Source organism: Bacillus coreaensis, assembly GCF_050586445.1.
GTDB classification, from domain to species: Bacteria; Bacillota; Bacilli; order Bacillales; family Cytobacillaceae; genus Robertmurraya_A; species Robertmurraya_A coreaensis.
The window spans coordinates 99,777-114,403 of record NZ_JBOCCY010000001.1 but is presented as its reverse complement, the minus strand read 5'-3'; the positions used below and the strand labels follow the sequence as shown (position 1 = coordinate 114,403).

Genomic DNA, 14,627 nt, shown 5'->3' with positions numbered 1-14,627 from the left:
AATTTTGTATATACCAAATGGTGCAGTTCACCGTGGATACTGCCCGACGCTTCAAATTATAGCAAAATCTTCTTAAATTATCTATTTACAAATTAGTGAAGTTCTATGTCTGCGGAATAAATATGATGTATTTCACCTAAATCATCTTCTACCTTCAGTACACCCTCATCCGTAATTCCAAGTGCTTTTCCACTAATTGAACCATTCAAGGTTCTTGCTGTAATTTCTTTACCGATGCTTATTGCATAGCTTTCCCATAATAACTTAATAGGATAAAAACCTTTATCTAAAAAAATCTTGTATAGCGTTTCAAACTTTTGGAAAATTACTTTTATTAATTCAGCTCTGTCCAGTTCCTTCCCTTCCTTTATACGTAAGGAAGTAGCAATTTCATGAAGTTCAGGTGGAAAATCATCTTCTGTTTGATTAATGTTCAAACCCATTCCGATAATAACCGAAATAATTCGGTCCGCATCTGCCTGAAGCTCAGTCAAAATACCAGTCACTTTTTGTTGCTCAATTAATATATCATTCGGCCATTTAATTTGCGGAGTTAAACTAGTTGTTTCTTCTATTGCTTGTACAATTGCTACAGCAGTAAGTAAAGTAAGCTGCGGTGCTCTCTGAATGGGTATTTTCGGTCTTAAAATAAGGCTCATCCAAATCCCCGTAGATTTTGGTGAATGCCACACACGATCCATTCTTCCTCTTCCGCCTTTTTGTTCCTCAGCAATCACAACGGTCCCTTCGACCGCCCCTTCATGCGATAACAAATGAGCAATCTTTTGAGTAGAATCAACCGTCTCTTCATAATGAATTACTTTACCGATAAACTCTGTTTTTAACCCCAATTGTACGCGATCAGCTGAAATACTCTTTGGCAAGTTTAAGATTTTATATCCCTTTTTCCTAACCGCCTCTAATTCAAAGCCTTCTTTTCTTAAATCCTCAATATGCTTCCATACAGCTGTTCTTGAACAACCCATTACATCTGCTAAGTACTGTCCAGAAACATACTCTTGCTCGGAATTCGTAAATGCCTCAAGAAGCTTTTTTCTTAATTCAGACTGCATTTTGTCACCCACTCTTTTATAACCTCATTTTTATTCTCAAGTCTTCCATGGAGAATTTCTGTTTCAATCTCTTTAAGTACATCCTTCACCCATGGCCCTGCATTTTTCTGTTTCCATTCAATTAGGTCTGATCCTGAAACTTTTACATCCGCTAAAGAATGAATAGGAAGAGATTCAATGATTGTCTGGAGGCTGGCAAATGCAAGGGGATCAACCTTCCTTTTGTAAGTTTGGTAAATCTTCTCCACTTGAAGCGCTGTCTCTTTTCTAGAAGCATATACGGACTCGATTGACCACTTTTTTCTTGAGCGTTCATTTAACCATGTCGACAAATAAGCAATCTGTTGAACTCTTTTATTTGAGAATCTTAATCCGCTAAAAAATTGTTTAATTTCTTTTTCACCTTTTTGTATGAGGTGAGAAAATAATGCCCACTTTTCATCAACGGATAATGATTGAACCGGCAGTTGGGCTAGCTGCATCAATGCTTCTTTTTTATCTACTAAACCCGGTATGTATTTATGTATTTCTGTTTCTATTAACAATTGAATTCCTTGAGGCGTATGGGCTCCACTGATCAATTTATCTAATTCGGCTGTAATCCTTTCAACCGCAATATGTGAAAGTAAGTGTTTATTATCCTTTATTCCTTGGTATGTATCAGAATCTAATACAAATGAAAGCTTGCTAACAAACCTGATGCCCCTTAGCATGCGTAGCGCATCCTCTGAAAAGCGCTCACTGGCCATTCCTACGGTACGTATCGTTTTAGCCTCAATATCTATTTTTCCTTCAAAAGGGTCAAGTATCTCCCCAAATCGATTCATTGCCACGGCATTCATCGTAAAATCACGCCTTGCAAGGTCTTCTTCAATGGATCGAATAAATGTTACGGATGTAGGCCTCCGATAATCTACATAATCTGACTCAGAGCGAAAGGTCGTAATTTCATACGAATGGTTATTATATAGAACCATGACCGTTCCATGTTCAATCCCAAGGTCAATTGTTTTTGGAAATATCTCTTTAATTTCACTTGGTGTCGCAGAAGAAGCAATATCAATATCATTAATTGGAAGTCCAAGTAAATAATCACGAACAGAGCCTCCCACAAAGTAGGCTTTAAACCCAGCTTTTTCAATTAACTCAAGGACTGGAATCGCTGACTTAAAAGGTTCTTTCATATGGTTGTTCACCGCTTTGCAATAAACTTTTATATAAGTCTTCGTACTGCTTAACGATTGTCGTCGCTTGGAATTTCTCTCTTACAAGTTTAACCGAAGCTTCTCTGAATCGCTGGTGCTTCACTGAATTTCGTAAAAGATCAATTGCTTTATCAGACATATCCTCTATGTCTCCAAGTTCACAAATAAACCCACTTTGACCATGGTCGATAACTTCAGGGATGCCTCCTACATTCGTTCCAATACATGGGACGCCGCAAGCCATCGCTTCTAATGCAACTAATCCAAAGCTTTCTTTTTCAGATAATAAAAGCATGAGGTCACTAATTGAATAAAGCTCTTCTACACTATCTTGTTTGCCAAGAAACAACACTTTATCTGCGATATTTAGCTTTTTAACTAGTTTACAAACGACTGTCATTTCTGGTCCATCACCAACAAGTAATAGCTTAGCTGGAATTTCTTTTGTAATCTTCTCAAATGTACGAACAACATCCTGAACCCTTTTCACTGGTCTAAAATTAGATACATGAATGATTATCTTTTCTTCCGGCAGGATTCTGTACTCGTCTTTTAAATGAGAGGAATCTGATCTATTATAGACTCGTTCATCAATAAAGTTATAAACCGTCTCGATTGTTTTATCAGGATTTATCAGGTCGTACGTCTGACTAATTAAGGATTTAGACACGGCTGTAACAATATCTGATTTTTCAATTCCAAATCGAATAGCATCCGTTAATGAAGGATCATACCCCAAAACAGTAATATCGGTACCGTGTAATGTGGTTACAATCTTTACATCTCTTCCACTCATTTGCTTTGCTAAAATGGCACAAACAGCGTGCGGAATCGCATAATGGACATGAAGAAGGTCCAACTCTTCACGGTTAATAACCTCCGCCATTTTACTAGCTAGAGCAATATCATAGGGAGGATATTGAAAGACCGAGTATTGATTTACCTCTACTTGATGGTAATACACATTATGGTACATCCGATTTAACCGAAATGGGAGGCTCGAAGAAATGAAATGAATCTCATGCCCATTTTCCGCCAACATTTTCCCAAGCTCGGTAGCAATGACACCCGAGCCCCCTACTGTTGGATAACAGGTAATACCTATTTTCATTTTTTTATTCATTGTTATTCTCCTAGTAAATCACGATTGAGTAAAATCGGAGCTCTTACTTTAAAACCTTCTGCGTAAAGAGTTCCAACTTCTTTACCAAATAAAAGCTCCCTTGCCTCCAAAGAAGGAATATAATTATTCGTGAGAGGTGTGTCTATACTATTCGCTTGCTTTGTAAATTGGCTTTTATATGCCTCTAGACTTTCTTTTTTCCTTTCATACATATTCGTCACATCGACTACGAAATCAGGAGTAGAAAATCCGTTTATCATATAGTAGTAAAGCTGCTTAGGTCGGTAGGCCCTATCATCAAACCCTGTCTGAAACTTTTGAATACCGGCAGAAAAAAAGGCTTCTTCCACAATTCTGGCGCAGTTTCCATGATCAGGGTGACGATCTTTTTCATAAGGAACAAAAACAATCTCCGGTCGATACAACCGAATAATATGAGCGACTTGACGAATCGCTCCCTCTGATAAAAATAATCCTCGATCAGGAAGATTTAATGTAATTCTTTCTTTTACACCGAGAATTCCAGCCGCTTTCATCGCTTCTTCTTGTCGAAGTTCTACTGTTCCATTACTTGAAAGCTCAGCTTTTGTTAAATCACAAATTACTACTGTTTTCCCTTCAGAGGTATATTTCGCAATTGTTCCACCCATGCCTATTTCAACATCATCTGCATGTGCTCCAAAGGATAGGATATGTATATTATTTGTCATTGCCCTCACCTTGTTCTTGATGGATGATGTCTCTCCAGGCAAGATCACCACGCTCGAGTCCTTTTATTAGTACTTCCGCCGTCCCAATATTAGTTGCTAACGGAATGGCGTACACATCACAGAGACGTACTAACGCGGTCACATCCGGTTCATGTGGTTGAGCCGTTAGCGGATCTCTAAAGAAAAACACTATATCCATTGAATTTTTAGCAATCATTGCCCCGATTTCTTGGTCCCCACCAAGTGGCCCTGACTGAAATCGCTGAATCGACAATCCCGTTGCTTCCATAATTCTTAGGCCTGTTGTTCCTGTTGCAAACAAGGTATGCTCTTCGAAAATATCCTTATAGGCGATTGAAAAACGTACTAACTCATCCTTTTTATTATCATGAGCAATTAAGGCAATGTTCAAGATAATTCCCCCCCTAGTTATTCAATTATATTTTCTAAACCATAAACAAACACATTAAGCTTCATCACTGAGTCAACTGCTAGCTTTACACCTGACATAAACGACTCACGATTATATGAGTCATGGCGAATAGAAAGGGTTTGACCTGATGAACCAAACATGACTTGTTGATGGGCAATTAGCCCTGGTAGACGAACAGAATGAATATGCATCCCCTCAAAATTTGCTCCTCTTGCACCAGACAACGTTTCTTTTTCATTTGGATGCCCTTGCTCTTTATGATCCCTTACTTCTGCAATCATCTGGGCAGTTTTCAAAGCAGTTCCCGATGGTGCATCTAGTTTTTGATCATGGTGTAACTCGATAATCTCAACATCTTGAAAGTATCTACCTGCTAGACGCGCAAATTTCATCATTAATACAGCCCCTAATGCAAAGTTTGGGGCAATAATGCAGCCTCTTTTTTGATCATCACAAAGACGTTCTAGTTCTTTTAAGTTATCATCAGAAAAACCGGTCGTACCAACAACTGGCCTAACCCCATGTAGAAGAGCGGTTTTTGCATGGTACATTCCAAATTCAGGTGTTGTTAAATCAATCAACACATCAGGTTTTACTGTATTGAAACATTCTTCGACTTCTGTAAATATAGGTGCATCTGCAGAAGGAAACCCAATATCACTAAGCTTCAATCCATTATTCTTATAGTCTAGTGCTCCAACGAGCTCATATTCCTCAGTATTCATAACCAGCTTTACTGCCTCAGAACCCATTCTCCCACGAGGTCCTGCAACTACTACTTTAATCTTTTCCACAATTATTCCCCTTCCGTTTCAATTCTTGTCCATCGATTTTTATCTCGTGTATTAAACTTCTCCATTACACGGTTATGAGCTTCTTCTAAATCAATATTGAGTGAATTTGCAAAGCAAATAAGAACGAATAACATATCGCCAAGTTCTTCTTCAATGGTATTTGCCTTCTCAGATGCCTTTTTTGGTTTCTCCCCGTAATAATGATTTACTTCTCGAGCTAGTTCACCAAGCTCTTCTGTCATTCTTGCAAGCATAGCAAGTGGACTAAAATAACCTTCTTTAAACTGGCCAATGTATGTATCTACCTCTTCTTGCAATTGCTTCATTGTCTTATTACTGTTTTCCAAAGGTATTCACCTCATATCATATCGTGTGCAGCTATTTTTCTCTACACCTATTATTACAATGTTAGCTAAAAGGAACACTATTTACAAATAATTTGATAACGTTCGCTTCATCAGATTTTAATGAAGAACAGCTATGATATTGCGTTTAAACTTTGATTTCCCTATAATTAGAAACGCACTAATAGAAATAGCTAAAAATTTTCGTTTATAAAGTGAGGTCAACAGCATGCTTTTTACGCTTAAACTAAAGAATATCTTCTTTATTCTACTTGGTTCCGCTATCTTTTCCTTTGGCATTGTTCATTTTAATATGCAAAACAATCTAGCTGAAGGTGGTTTTACAGGTATAACCTTATTACTATATTTTTTATTTAATTTAGATCCTTCCTACACAAATCTACTCTTAAACATTCCTTTATTTATTATTGGCTGGCGATTATTAGGAAGAAACGTCTTTTATTATACACTTATTGGTACACTCGCAGTCTCTGTGTTTTTATGGATTTTTCAACGCTATCAAATCAATATGCCACTTAAAGACGACTTAACTCTTGCTGCACTGTTTGCTGGTGTGTTCATTGGTGTAGGTCTAGGGATTATCTTTCGCTTCGGTGGAACGACTGGTGGCGTGGATATTATTGCACGCCTAGTCCATAAATACATTGGCTGGAGCATGGGGAAGACAATGTTTTTATTTGATGTAGTTGTTATTTCACTATCCCTAATTTTCTACCTAACCTACCAAGAAGCGATGTACACCCTTGTTGCCGTATTTGTTGGAGCTAGAGTCATCGATTTCATGCAAGAAGGAGCTTATTCTGCAAGAGGCGCCATCATTATTTCTGAGAAGAACCAAGAAATTGCAGACAAAATTATGACCGAAATGGAACGAGGTGTTACTGTTCTTAAAGGCCATGGTTCTTATTCTAAACAAGAAAAGGAAGTTCTTTATTGCGTTGTTGGTCGAAACGAGATCGTTCTTTTAAAGCGGGTCATTACTTCAGTGGATCCTCACGCATTTGTTTCCGTTACAATGGTGCATGATGTATTGGGAGAGGGATTCACTTTAGATGAAAACAAACGCCCTATCGAGCATTAACAAAAAAACAGCCCTATTTGAAGGGCTGTTTTTTTATTTAATCTTCACTTCTGGACATTCCTGTATATATCAAGACTAAACGTACTAACTCAAGAACAGCAACTGCTGCTGCTGCAACATATGTTAAAGCGGCTGCATCTAGCACGCGTTTTGTCTCTCTTTCCTCATCATTACGAATGATCCCCATTGAAACTACTTGGTCCATGGCACGATTGGAAGCATTGAATTCTACTGGTAGTGTAACAACTTGAAAAACAACAGCTGCTGCCATAAAGACGATTCCCAGTAAAAGTAATCCACTAATTTGAGCAAAAATACCGACCATAATCAATATCCAAGATAGGTTTGAACCTAAATTCGCAACAGGAACTAATGCATGTCTAAAGCGTAAGAATGCATAATTCTGGTCATCTTGAATCGCGTGTCCAACTTCGTGTGCAGCAATCGCAGCGGCTGCTACAGAGTGACCGTGATAATTTTCGGAAGAAAGTCTTACTGTTTTTACCCTTGGATCATAATGATCTGTTAAATGTCCTCGAGTTTCTTCTACACCGACATGATATAAACCGTTGGCATCTAAAATTTTACGAGCTACCTCTGCCCCACGAATATGGGAGGAAGAAGCTACTTTAGAGTATTTTGCGTAAGCTCTCTTCACTTTAAATTGAGCCCAAAGTGGTACCAATATAATTAAAGCAAAGTAAATAAGGGTTGTCATTATGTTCCTCCAATTCAAAACAAGTTGTTACCCTAATTTTATAATTGACAACTATTGATGTCAATCTTTTAGCTCTCTTGAGCGGTTTTGCTCCCGCCTTTGATTTTTTTCACCGGCATACTTTCTAAACCCTACATAAGATAAAGTTGCAACAATGATACTACCTGTTGTAAAAATTACCCACCAAAGGGAAGGATCCGCTTCGTCTTCGGTCATTCCTTCAAAGATACCCTTTAAATCACTTTCAATCGAATCTAAATCCTTCATACTACTTTCCTCGGAAAGTATTTTCGGTCGATAATGATCAATATAATTGATTTTTGTATCAAGTCTTTGGACTTTCTCTGATCTAATATCAAGTTTTAAACTAGGGTGAATCATTTGATATAGAGATAGGAAAGAGTTTAATTGCTCATGAAACCTCTCTGTATGCCCACTTTTGACCGCTTCTTTTACACCGCCAAATACCATGAGCACCTGTCCTTCCATCTCAGTCCAAAGAGGTTGACGACCTGTATTTATGGCGTCCATAACAAGGCGGAACTTTGTTACTTTATTTACGATCTCCGAATGTTCCATTGAATCATTAGCTGTTGCCTCTAACGCCTCATTATGAGCGACCGTAACAATCCGTAATTCGTCCATAGAAAACGGTCTTTGGTCCATGCTAATGAATTCTTCAGAGAAATACAAGAGAAGCTTATGTGCATCATCATATCGAGATGATCTCACCATTTGTAAGGCCTCATCTGAAATTGAATTTAGCTTATCGATAGGCGACGTTTCATCTGCATGTATCGTTATAGGAAATAGTAGAATCAAAATACATATAAATATAACAACTCTTGCTTTCATACTTGTCCCCCCTCTTTATACTATTAAATGTTATGTATGGGAGGACAAGGTTAGACCAGAAATTATTGAATAGCTAGAATCAAAATGTAAGTTCCATTTTCTTGCTGTTTGCTCTTACTACAAACCAATAAGCAAGCGATAATGATACAATACTTAACCAAAATGTAAAATAACCAATTTGAGGAATATAATCATCAAGCATATGATATCTAGGTAGCATTTTAAACACATAATCTATCACATCATTATGTATTGTCCAAATACCAGTTACAACTAAATGCCATGCCTTAAAACGGTAAAATGGCGCATATAATAAACCCTGTAAGGCCATTGCACCATGCGATAGCATTAGCATATAACCAATCATATCTAACTCTCCAGATACAACTAATACAAGATAGTTCATCACAACTGCCCAGATACCATACTTAAACAAGGTCACCATAGCTAACGCCTCAAATAGAGGCCAATTTCTACCCAGTAAAAAGGCAACTAAAACAAATACAAAAAATAAACAAGCTGTTGGGCTGTCCGGAACAAAGAGTAAGAAAATCGGTGGTGTTTCTGCTAGCTGATATCGGTACCAATAATAGGCGTAGATGGTCCCAAGAATATTAATTACAAGTAAGAACCAAAGAATCATTCGATTGGTTAAAAAATAGTAAATCCACTTCATCTTGCACACCTCGCTATCATTTGAAAAAAGCTGGCATATACTATGCCAGCTCTCAGGTATTATTCACTTTTAAGAGAAGAGACAAACTCTGCAAGTACTTCTAACTCTTCATCAGTACCTTTAAACATTCCAGCAGGCATAGAGCCTCTACCATTTGTAGCAATATCCTTAACTTCCTCAGCAGTTAATTCATTACCAACTAAAGCTGGGTTTGGCCCTCCCCCTTGGAGATCGCCTCCATGACATGCTAAACAGCCATTTTGATCGAGAAGCTTATAGCCGTCAGACTCTTGGTCAAACTCGACCTCAGCAACGATTTGACCTTGAGCTTTAGCAGCTTCCCAGTCATGTGTTGCAACAGATTCCCAAGTTAAAAATGTAATAGCTGCAAGAGCTAGTAACATAAAACCAGTTGCTAATGGACGTTTAGAAGGACGACGTTCAGGTCCACGGTCGATAAATGGTGCTAACAATAATCCACCAAATGCTAAACCAGGAATAATAAATGCCCCAATCGCATTGTATGGTCCTGAAGCATAGCTATACTTTAACAATTGGTATAAGAATAAGAAATACCAGTCTGGCAGTGGAATATATGCCGTATCTGTTGGATCAGCCATTTTCTCTAGAGGAGATGGATGAGCAATAGTTAAACATAAATATCCAATAAGGAAAACTGCCCCTACCATCCATTCTTTGAGAAGGAAGTTAGGCCAGAATGCTTCCGTTTTGCCAGGAAATTCCGAGTAGTCTTTCGGAATATTCGGTTTGCGTTCTGCAGGTACACGAGAATCACCTACGAACTTCATACCTTTTCCACGATGCATACAACAATCCCCCTCCTTTTTTATCAATCTCTTTCAATAGATTATATTTAGGTTTTACAATGGACCAGAGATACCTTGCTTACGAATCATTAAGAAGTGAGCTCCCATTAATCCTAATAGAGCACCAGGTAAGAAGAATACATGAATTGCAAAGAAACGAGTTAATGTTTGAGCACCGACGATATCAGAGTGTCCAGCAAGTAAGATTTTCACTTGTTCCCCGATAAGTGGAGTTGACTCAGCAATTTTAATCCCTACCTGAGTAGCAAATAGAGCTTTCATATCCCATGGTAATAAATATCCAGTGAATCCTAAACCAAGCATAACGAAGAAAATTAATACTCCGACAATCCAGTTCAATTCACGAGGCTTTTTATACGCACCTTGGAAAAACACTCGCAATGTATGTAAGAACATCATAACGATAACAAGACTAGCACCCCAGTGGTGCATGCCGCGAACAATTTGTCCAAATGCAACTTCATTTTGAAGATAATAAACAGATTCCCAAGCATTTTTTATATCTGGAACATAATACATCGTTAGAAACATACCAGATAAAATTTGAATAACCGTAACAAAGAACGTTAAACCACCAAAACAGTACACGAACGCTGAAAAGTGATGAGCAGGGTTAACGTGCTCAGGAACTTCATGGTCAGCAATGTCGCGCCACAAAGGCGTAATATCTAAACGTTCATCTACCCAATCATAAATTTTGTTTAACATCTATTACGCCTCCTCTCTTGGCTTGGCTTTTCCTAAAAGTAGAAAGCCGTCTTTTTCTTGTGTTGGATATACATCAAGTTTTGCAATCGGTGGTGTACCAGGTACGTTCGTCCCGTCCTTTTCATACAATCCACCATGACAAGGGCAATAAAAACGATTTTGATTTGCTTTGTCAGTGTTCCAGTCAACCACACAGCCTAAATGCTTACACACGGGTGATAAAGCGACGATCTCCCCATTTTCATCCTTGTATACCCATGCCGTATTTGTTACTTCTGAAGTGTACCAAGCATCTTGTTGTTCAAATGAAAAGTCAACTCGAGTTGGTTCCTCAGTAATTTCACTGATTTTTTGCGGTGTAGGAATATAATCCCCACTTGCACTCGCTTTCAATACTGGATCTACAGCAAAGCGAACCATTGGCATAAGCATTCCAGCAGCCATGAAACCGCCTACACCAGTGAGAGTGTAGTTTAAGAATTGACGTCTAGAAACACGATGTTTGCTCATACTTTTCCCCCCTCTATTATGAAGTTGAGTCCAACGGACATAATTCAACACATTATAAAACTAGGACATAACCATGATATATCAAGATGTAAGCGAGGTCAATATAATACTTTGACCAAACGATGTCAACTGTGTGACTATTATCTCTTTTTATACATCGTCTTGCCATTTTTGCATGAACAATTGTAAAAGCTGTTTTACTTGATCTTCTAAAATACTGTTTCTAGCACCCTCATCCATAGCTGCTAACGGGATGGACGGTAGCCAAATTAGGCCTCCCTTTAGTTCCCCTTCAATGGATTTCCATATACTATCTGATGTAACAAAAAAAACATGTTTAAATCCGTTTTCGAAAAGCTCTTTCTCCCAACCAATGACTTCTTCTAAAAGCTTCTCTTTACTCTTATTCTTTAGATAACTATGTCCTGGAAGCATAATCATCCTTCCCTTAAACTGCCTTTCTAAAGGGATTGTAAGCAGCTGGATAAATTCCGTCATCGCAACCGACTGCTTAATATCATTTCCAAATGACACTGGAAACAAAGGCAACACAGCTGTGTCTACATACTCTTTTGCTCCTAAAAACATGTCCATATCCTGAGAAACCCATTTCACAAGAACCACTCCAATTATCTATTAAATCATTCTTATCATACCATTTTTTAGAAATAAAAAAAACCTGCTATGTACTAGCAGGCTTCTTCTTTATTCACTGTTTCCGAGCAGTTTTAGCTGTCTTGTTAGTTTCTGAAAGGCTTCCTGATCCTGTCTGTCAAGTGCATCATCAATCAACGTAAGAAGCTTATCACGCTGGAATTTTGATAAACTAGTTGTTAAAAATCTTTCAGCAAGGATACGATCCTTTTCATTAATTTGCAGACTGTTTGGCATAAATGGATTATCCTCTAGCACAATCACATATTGATGCGCTTGATTTGATGCGTGAAAATTCAACTGAATATAAATCTCTTCATCTCGATTAAGGCGAATGTCATGGAATGATTTTTCAGCATCCGTTGTCATCACATTTTCCTTATAAAAACGAAATGGTACTTCATCAACGCAATGTGTAGACATAACGAGACCACGTGGGCAATATTGCGCTTGATCAACAAAGTGCACTTTCTCCATTAATTGATCATGGCTCATTAAGTAATTTAAAATCCATACACATTCACGTCTTTTTAATTGATAATGATTTAAAAACCAGCGAATAAAATCTTTTTTCTCGTTGACAGATACAGGGGTCGTCATCGTTGCTTCCCTCCTCTGCATACAACTAATTTCGATTAAACACCTGTTTTTTCACTTACATGTCTTCAGAAAATCTCTGCACCAATTCTGCAAACTCTTCATTACTTGGATCCATTTGAAGAAGTATACTAAAAATTTCTGCAGCGTCATGCGTTTTTCCTTCTTCAATTAAAAAATATCCGTAGTCTGTTAAAAATTCTTGTTGATTCTTAAAGAAATTATATGCAAGTTGATATTTGTTTAATGCCTCTGAATATCTTTCAACATTCGCCAAAGCATTTGCTTCATCCCACAATAACTGCGGTTCTTCTACTCCATGCTCATTCATAATATCAATAATTTCTAACACATCTTCATATTTTTCTTGGTGAAAAAACAGCTTATTTAAGGTAAGTGCGGCTTCAACGAACTCCGGGTCAAGTGCTAACGCTTCCCTAATCAGCCGCTCTGCTTCATCTTCAAGATTTAATTTTAATGCAATTTTTCCACCGTAGAAGAAGAGGTCTTTATTAAACTCATCATGTTGAATGCCTTCTTTAATTACCACGAGACTTGTCGATAACTCTTCTTCATGCTCATAAGCCTTAGCTAGGTATAAGTAAAGAGAGTTGTACTCACGGTCCATATTCTTTAATTCTGTAAGTTTCTCGATTGCCGTTTGGTAGTATCCGGCATGAAGGGCTGTAAAACCATACCCGAACAATGTATTCAATTCAAATCTGTCCTCTAGTGCTTGTTCATAATGGGGCAATGCCTCTTCAAACGCTCCACCTGCACTGTACGCCTCTGCTAAACGTTGGTGAATACTTGTCCCTGCAAGTTCTTTTTCCTTTTTAAGTACACCCTCGTACAATTGAATGGCATTTGTAAATCTTCCTTGTTCCATATAAAGCTCAGCCAAAGCAAAGTCTATCAATACTTCATCAGGAAGCACTTTTTTAGCTGTTAAGAGCTTCTGTTCACTTACTTCAAATAATCCTTGCATTTGGTATAAATCAGCTGCAAGAAGCAAGGCCTGTGGATAGCTCTGGTCAGACGAGTGAATTTTTTCAAGAGCTAGCATTGCTTCCTCCTCATTCCCGAGCTCGATACAAGCTTCTGCCAATAACACAAGCAGTTCCCCTTCTTCGGGGTACGCAATTAAAAGCGTTTCAAAAAGTTCTTTTGCTTCCTCTAGAAAACCTAGCTGAAGTAGTTCCTCACCAAGAACAAATCTCTCTTCATTTGATCCATTTAATAAAATATCTTGATAACTTTTTATTGCTTCATCATGTTGACCACTTTCTAATAGTGAAAGGATCTTTTCTACTTTATCCATCTTGTATCCCTTCTTACTCTAATCTATTCCCCTGCAAAAAAACTAGGAGTCTTTATTATGACATGTTCTCCATATCCTGACCGAAACCATACCTTATCGCCTGCACGAATCACTTCGCCTTTATGCACGGTTACTAGTAGTCTATCACTATGATATAAAAATAGGGTCTTTTCATCAATATTTATGATTTCAGATGGTTTCACATAGAAATTATAACTCACTTCACTTCCTGGATGTAAATGAGATTTAACAGGTAGAATTCCCATCTTATGCAGCGCTTCCTGTGAAATAGGTTCCCCTTCTACTAGTTCTTCTCTTATTCTTGGAATATTATGTTTATCCATAATATCATCCCATACTTGACTGGCACGCTTCTTCTCGCGTTCTCCATCCATTAGAAAGCATGGAATTAAGGGACTATTATATGGAAACACAGCTTCCCTTATCCATCCCCAAGGCTTCTCTTTCAATTCATCTACTGAAGAAAACTCAATAAAAACCGCTGGTACCTTTTCTCGTTTGACTGATCGAATAAAGGATGGAGTCAATGCAGAAATAGGAATCTTTACTCCAATAACATAGTCAATTGGACTACTTAATAACCCCATTTTCACCTGTTTCAAGCTTGTTTTTAAATTCTTCTCTTGAGATACTGACACATAAGTTAAAAATGTGGTACAGCCCTTTTTAAGAAACCTTTCCGTCATATATGGCTTCATTTCTGAAAAGGTTGTGAGGGATGGTACTTTCGGGTCAAAGATGATATGGGGATTTGTCGTAATATAGCCGCTGGCATTCATTTTTACATAAGAATAGTTTTTCATTTCACTAGTGATCGAGGAAATACGCTCATTTTTCACAAGAATAGATATTTTCTCAAGCTTGTCCTTCTTTAAAAGGTTTATATTCTCTATAATATACGCCATAAAACCACCTCTTTTTAGGGTCTTATGACA

The 14,627-nt window shown here is 37.8% G+C and carries 18 protein-coding genes; 1 reads left to right on the top strand and 17 read right to left on the bottom strand.

Going from position 1 to position 14,627, the window contains the following annotated elements; all coding sequences use genetic code 11:
* Positions 1–92: 92 nt before the first annotated feature.
* From ACQ5H4_RS00655 to ACQ5H4_RS00625, 7 genes are read right to left on the bottom strand one after another with little or no spacing between them, the layout of a single operon-like run.
* Positions 93–1,073, bottom strand: a complete 981-nt coding sequence (locus tag ACQ5H4_RS00655) for a biotin--[acetyl-CoA-carboxylase] ligase (RefSeq protein WP_430773039.1) — start codon at positions 1,071–1,073, stop codon at positions 93–95.
* Positions 1,058–2,257, bottom strand: a complete 1,200-nt coding sequence (locus ACQ5H4_RS00650) for a CCA tRNA nucleotidyltransferase (protein WP_430773038.1) — start codon at positions 2,255–2,257, stop codon at positions 1,058–1,060. Before ACQ5H4_RS00650 ends, ACQ5H4_RS00655 begins: the two co-directional genes overlap by 16 nt.
* On the bottom strand, positions 2,241–3,401 hold the full coding sequence (gene bshA, locus ACQ5H4_RS00645) for an N-acetyl-alpha-D-glucosaminyl L-malate synthase BshA (RefSeq protein ID WP_430773037.1): 1,161 nt from the start codon (positions 3,399–3,401) through the stop codon (positions 2,241–2,243). The genes ACQ5H4_RS00650 and bshA overlap by 17 nt, the downstream gene beginning before the upstream one ends.
* Positions 3,402–3,403: 2 nt before the next feature.
* Positions 3,404–4,111, bottom strand: a complete 708-nt coding sequence (gene bshB1 / locus ACQ5H4_RS00640; protein WP_430773036.1) for a bacillithiol biosynthesis deacetylase BshB1 — start codon at positions 4,109–4,111, stop codon at positions 3,404–3,406.
* Positions 4,101–4,523 carry a methylglyoxal synthase gene (gene mgsA, locus ACQ5H4_RS00635; protein WP_430773035.1) on the bottom strand — a complete coding sequence of 141 codons (423 nt, stop codon included), beginning with the start codon at positions 4,521–4,523 and terminating at the stop codon, positions 4,101–4,103. Before mgsA ends, bshB1 begins: the two co-directional genes overlap by 11 nt.
* A gap of 17 nt (positions 4,524–4,540) precedes the next feature.
* Positions 4,541–5,338 (bottom strand): 4-hydroxy-tetrahydrodipicolinate reductase, encoded by a 798-nt coding sequence (gene dapB, locus ACQ5H4_RS00630; RefSeq protein WP_430773034.1) that lies wholly within the window; start codon positions 5,336–5,338, stop codon positions 4,541–4,543.
* A gap of 2 nt (positions 5,339–5,340) precedes the next feature.
* Entirely contained in the window at positions 5,341–5,664 is a 324-nt protein-coding gene (locus ACQ5H4_RS00625; RefSeq protein ID WP_430773535.1) for a nucleotide pyrophosphohydrolase, read from the bottom strand.
* Between the two features lie 247 nt (positions 5,665–5,911).
* On the opposite strand from ACQ5H4_RS00625, the gene ACQ5H4_RS00620 reads away from it, so the two are divergent.
* Positions 5,912–6,784: a YitT family protein gene (locus ACQ5H4_RS00620; protein ID WP_430773033.1), complete on the top strand. Its 873-nt coding sequence runs from the start codon at positions 5,912–5,914 to the stop codon at positions 6,782–6,784.
* A gap of 37 nt (positions 6,785–6,821) precedes the next feature.
* Here the strand turns inward: ACQ5H4_RS00620 and ACQ5H4_RS00615 are convergent, their stop codons facing one another.
* From ACQ5H4_RS00615 to ACQ5H4_RS00570, 10 genes are all read right to left on the bottom strand, one after another.
* Positions 6,822–7,502 (bottom strand): zinc metallopeptidase, encoded by a 681-nt coding sequence (locus ACQ5H4_RS00615; protein WP_430773032.1) that lies wholly within the window; start codon positions 7,500–7,502, stop codon positions 6,822–6,824.
* A 60-nt stretch (positions 7,503–7,562) separates the two neighbouring features.
* Positions 7,563–8,357: a sporulation protein YpjB gene (gene ypjB / locus ACQ5H4_RS00610; protein WP_430773031.1), complete on the bottom strand. Its 795-nt coding sequence runs from the start codon at positions 8,355–8,357 to the stop codon at positions 7,563–7,565.
* Positions 8,358–8,436: 79 nt separating this feature from the next.
* Positions 8,437–9,033, bottom strand: a complete 597-nt coding sequence (gene lhaT / locus ACQ5H4_RS00605) for a lipoprotein heptaprenylglyceryl N-acetyltransferase LhaT (protein WP_430773029.1) — start codon at positions 9,031–9,033, stop codon at positions 8,437–8,439.
* A 59-nt stretch (positions 9,034–9,092) separates the two neighbouring features.
* On the bottom strand, positions 9,093–9,860 hold the full coding sequence (locus ACQ5H4_RS00600) for a c-type cytochrome (RefSeq protein WP_430773027.1): 768 nt from the start codon (positions 9,858–9,860) through the stop codon (positions 9,093–9,095).
* Positions 9,861–9,914: 54 nt separating this feature from the next.
* Complete coding sequence (gene qcrB, locus ACQ5H4_RS00595) at positions 9,915–10,589, bottom strand: menaquinol-cytochrome c reductase cytochrome b subunit (protein WP_119708936.1); 675 nt, start codon at positions 10,587–10,589, stop codon at positions 9,915–9,917.
* Between the two features lie 3 nt (positions 10,590–10,592).
* On the bottom strand, positions 10,593–11,099 hold the full coding sequence (locus ACQ5H4_RS00590) for a QcrA and Rieske domain-containing protein (protein WP_430773025.1): 507 nt from the start codon (positions 11,097–11,099) through the stop codon (positions 10,593–10,595).
* A 150-nt stretch (positions 11,100–11,249) separates the two neighbouring features.
* Positions 11,250–11,714, bottom strand: a complete 465-nt coding sequence (locus ACQ5H4_RS00585) for a YpiF family protein (protein WP_430773023.1) — start codon at positions 11,712–11,714, stop codon at positions 11,250–11,252.
* Positions 11,715–11,804: 90 nt separating this feature from the next.
* Positions 11,805–12,353, bottom strand: coding sequence for a ReoY family proteolytic degradation factor (locus ACQ5H4_RS00580; protein ID WP_430773022.1), 549 nt, complete (start codon positions 12,351–12,353; stop codon positions 11,805–11,807).
* 55 nt (positions 12,354–12,408) lie between these two features.
* Positions 12,409–13,671, bottom strand: coding sequence for a tetratricopeptide repeat protein (locus ACQ5H4_RS00575; RefSeq protein WP_430773020.1), 1,263 nt, complete (start codon positions 13,669–13,671; stop codon positions 12,409–12,411).
* Between the two features lie 23 nt (positions 13,672–13,694).
* Positions 13,695–14,597: a hypothetical protein gene (locus ACQ5H4_RS00570; protein WP_430773018.1), complete on the bottom strand. Its 903-nt coding sequence runs from the start codon at positions 14,595–14,597 to the stop codon at positions 13,695–13,697.
* Positions 14,598–14,627 lie beyond the last annotated feature (30 nt).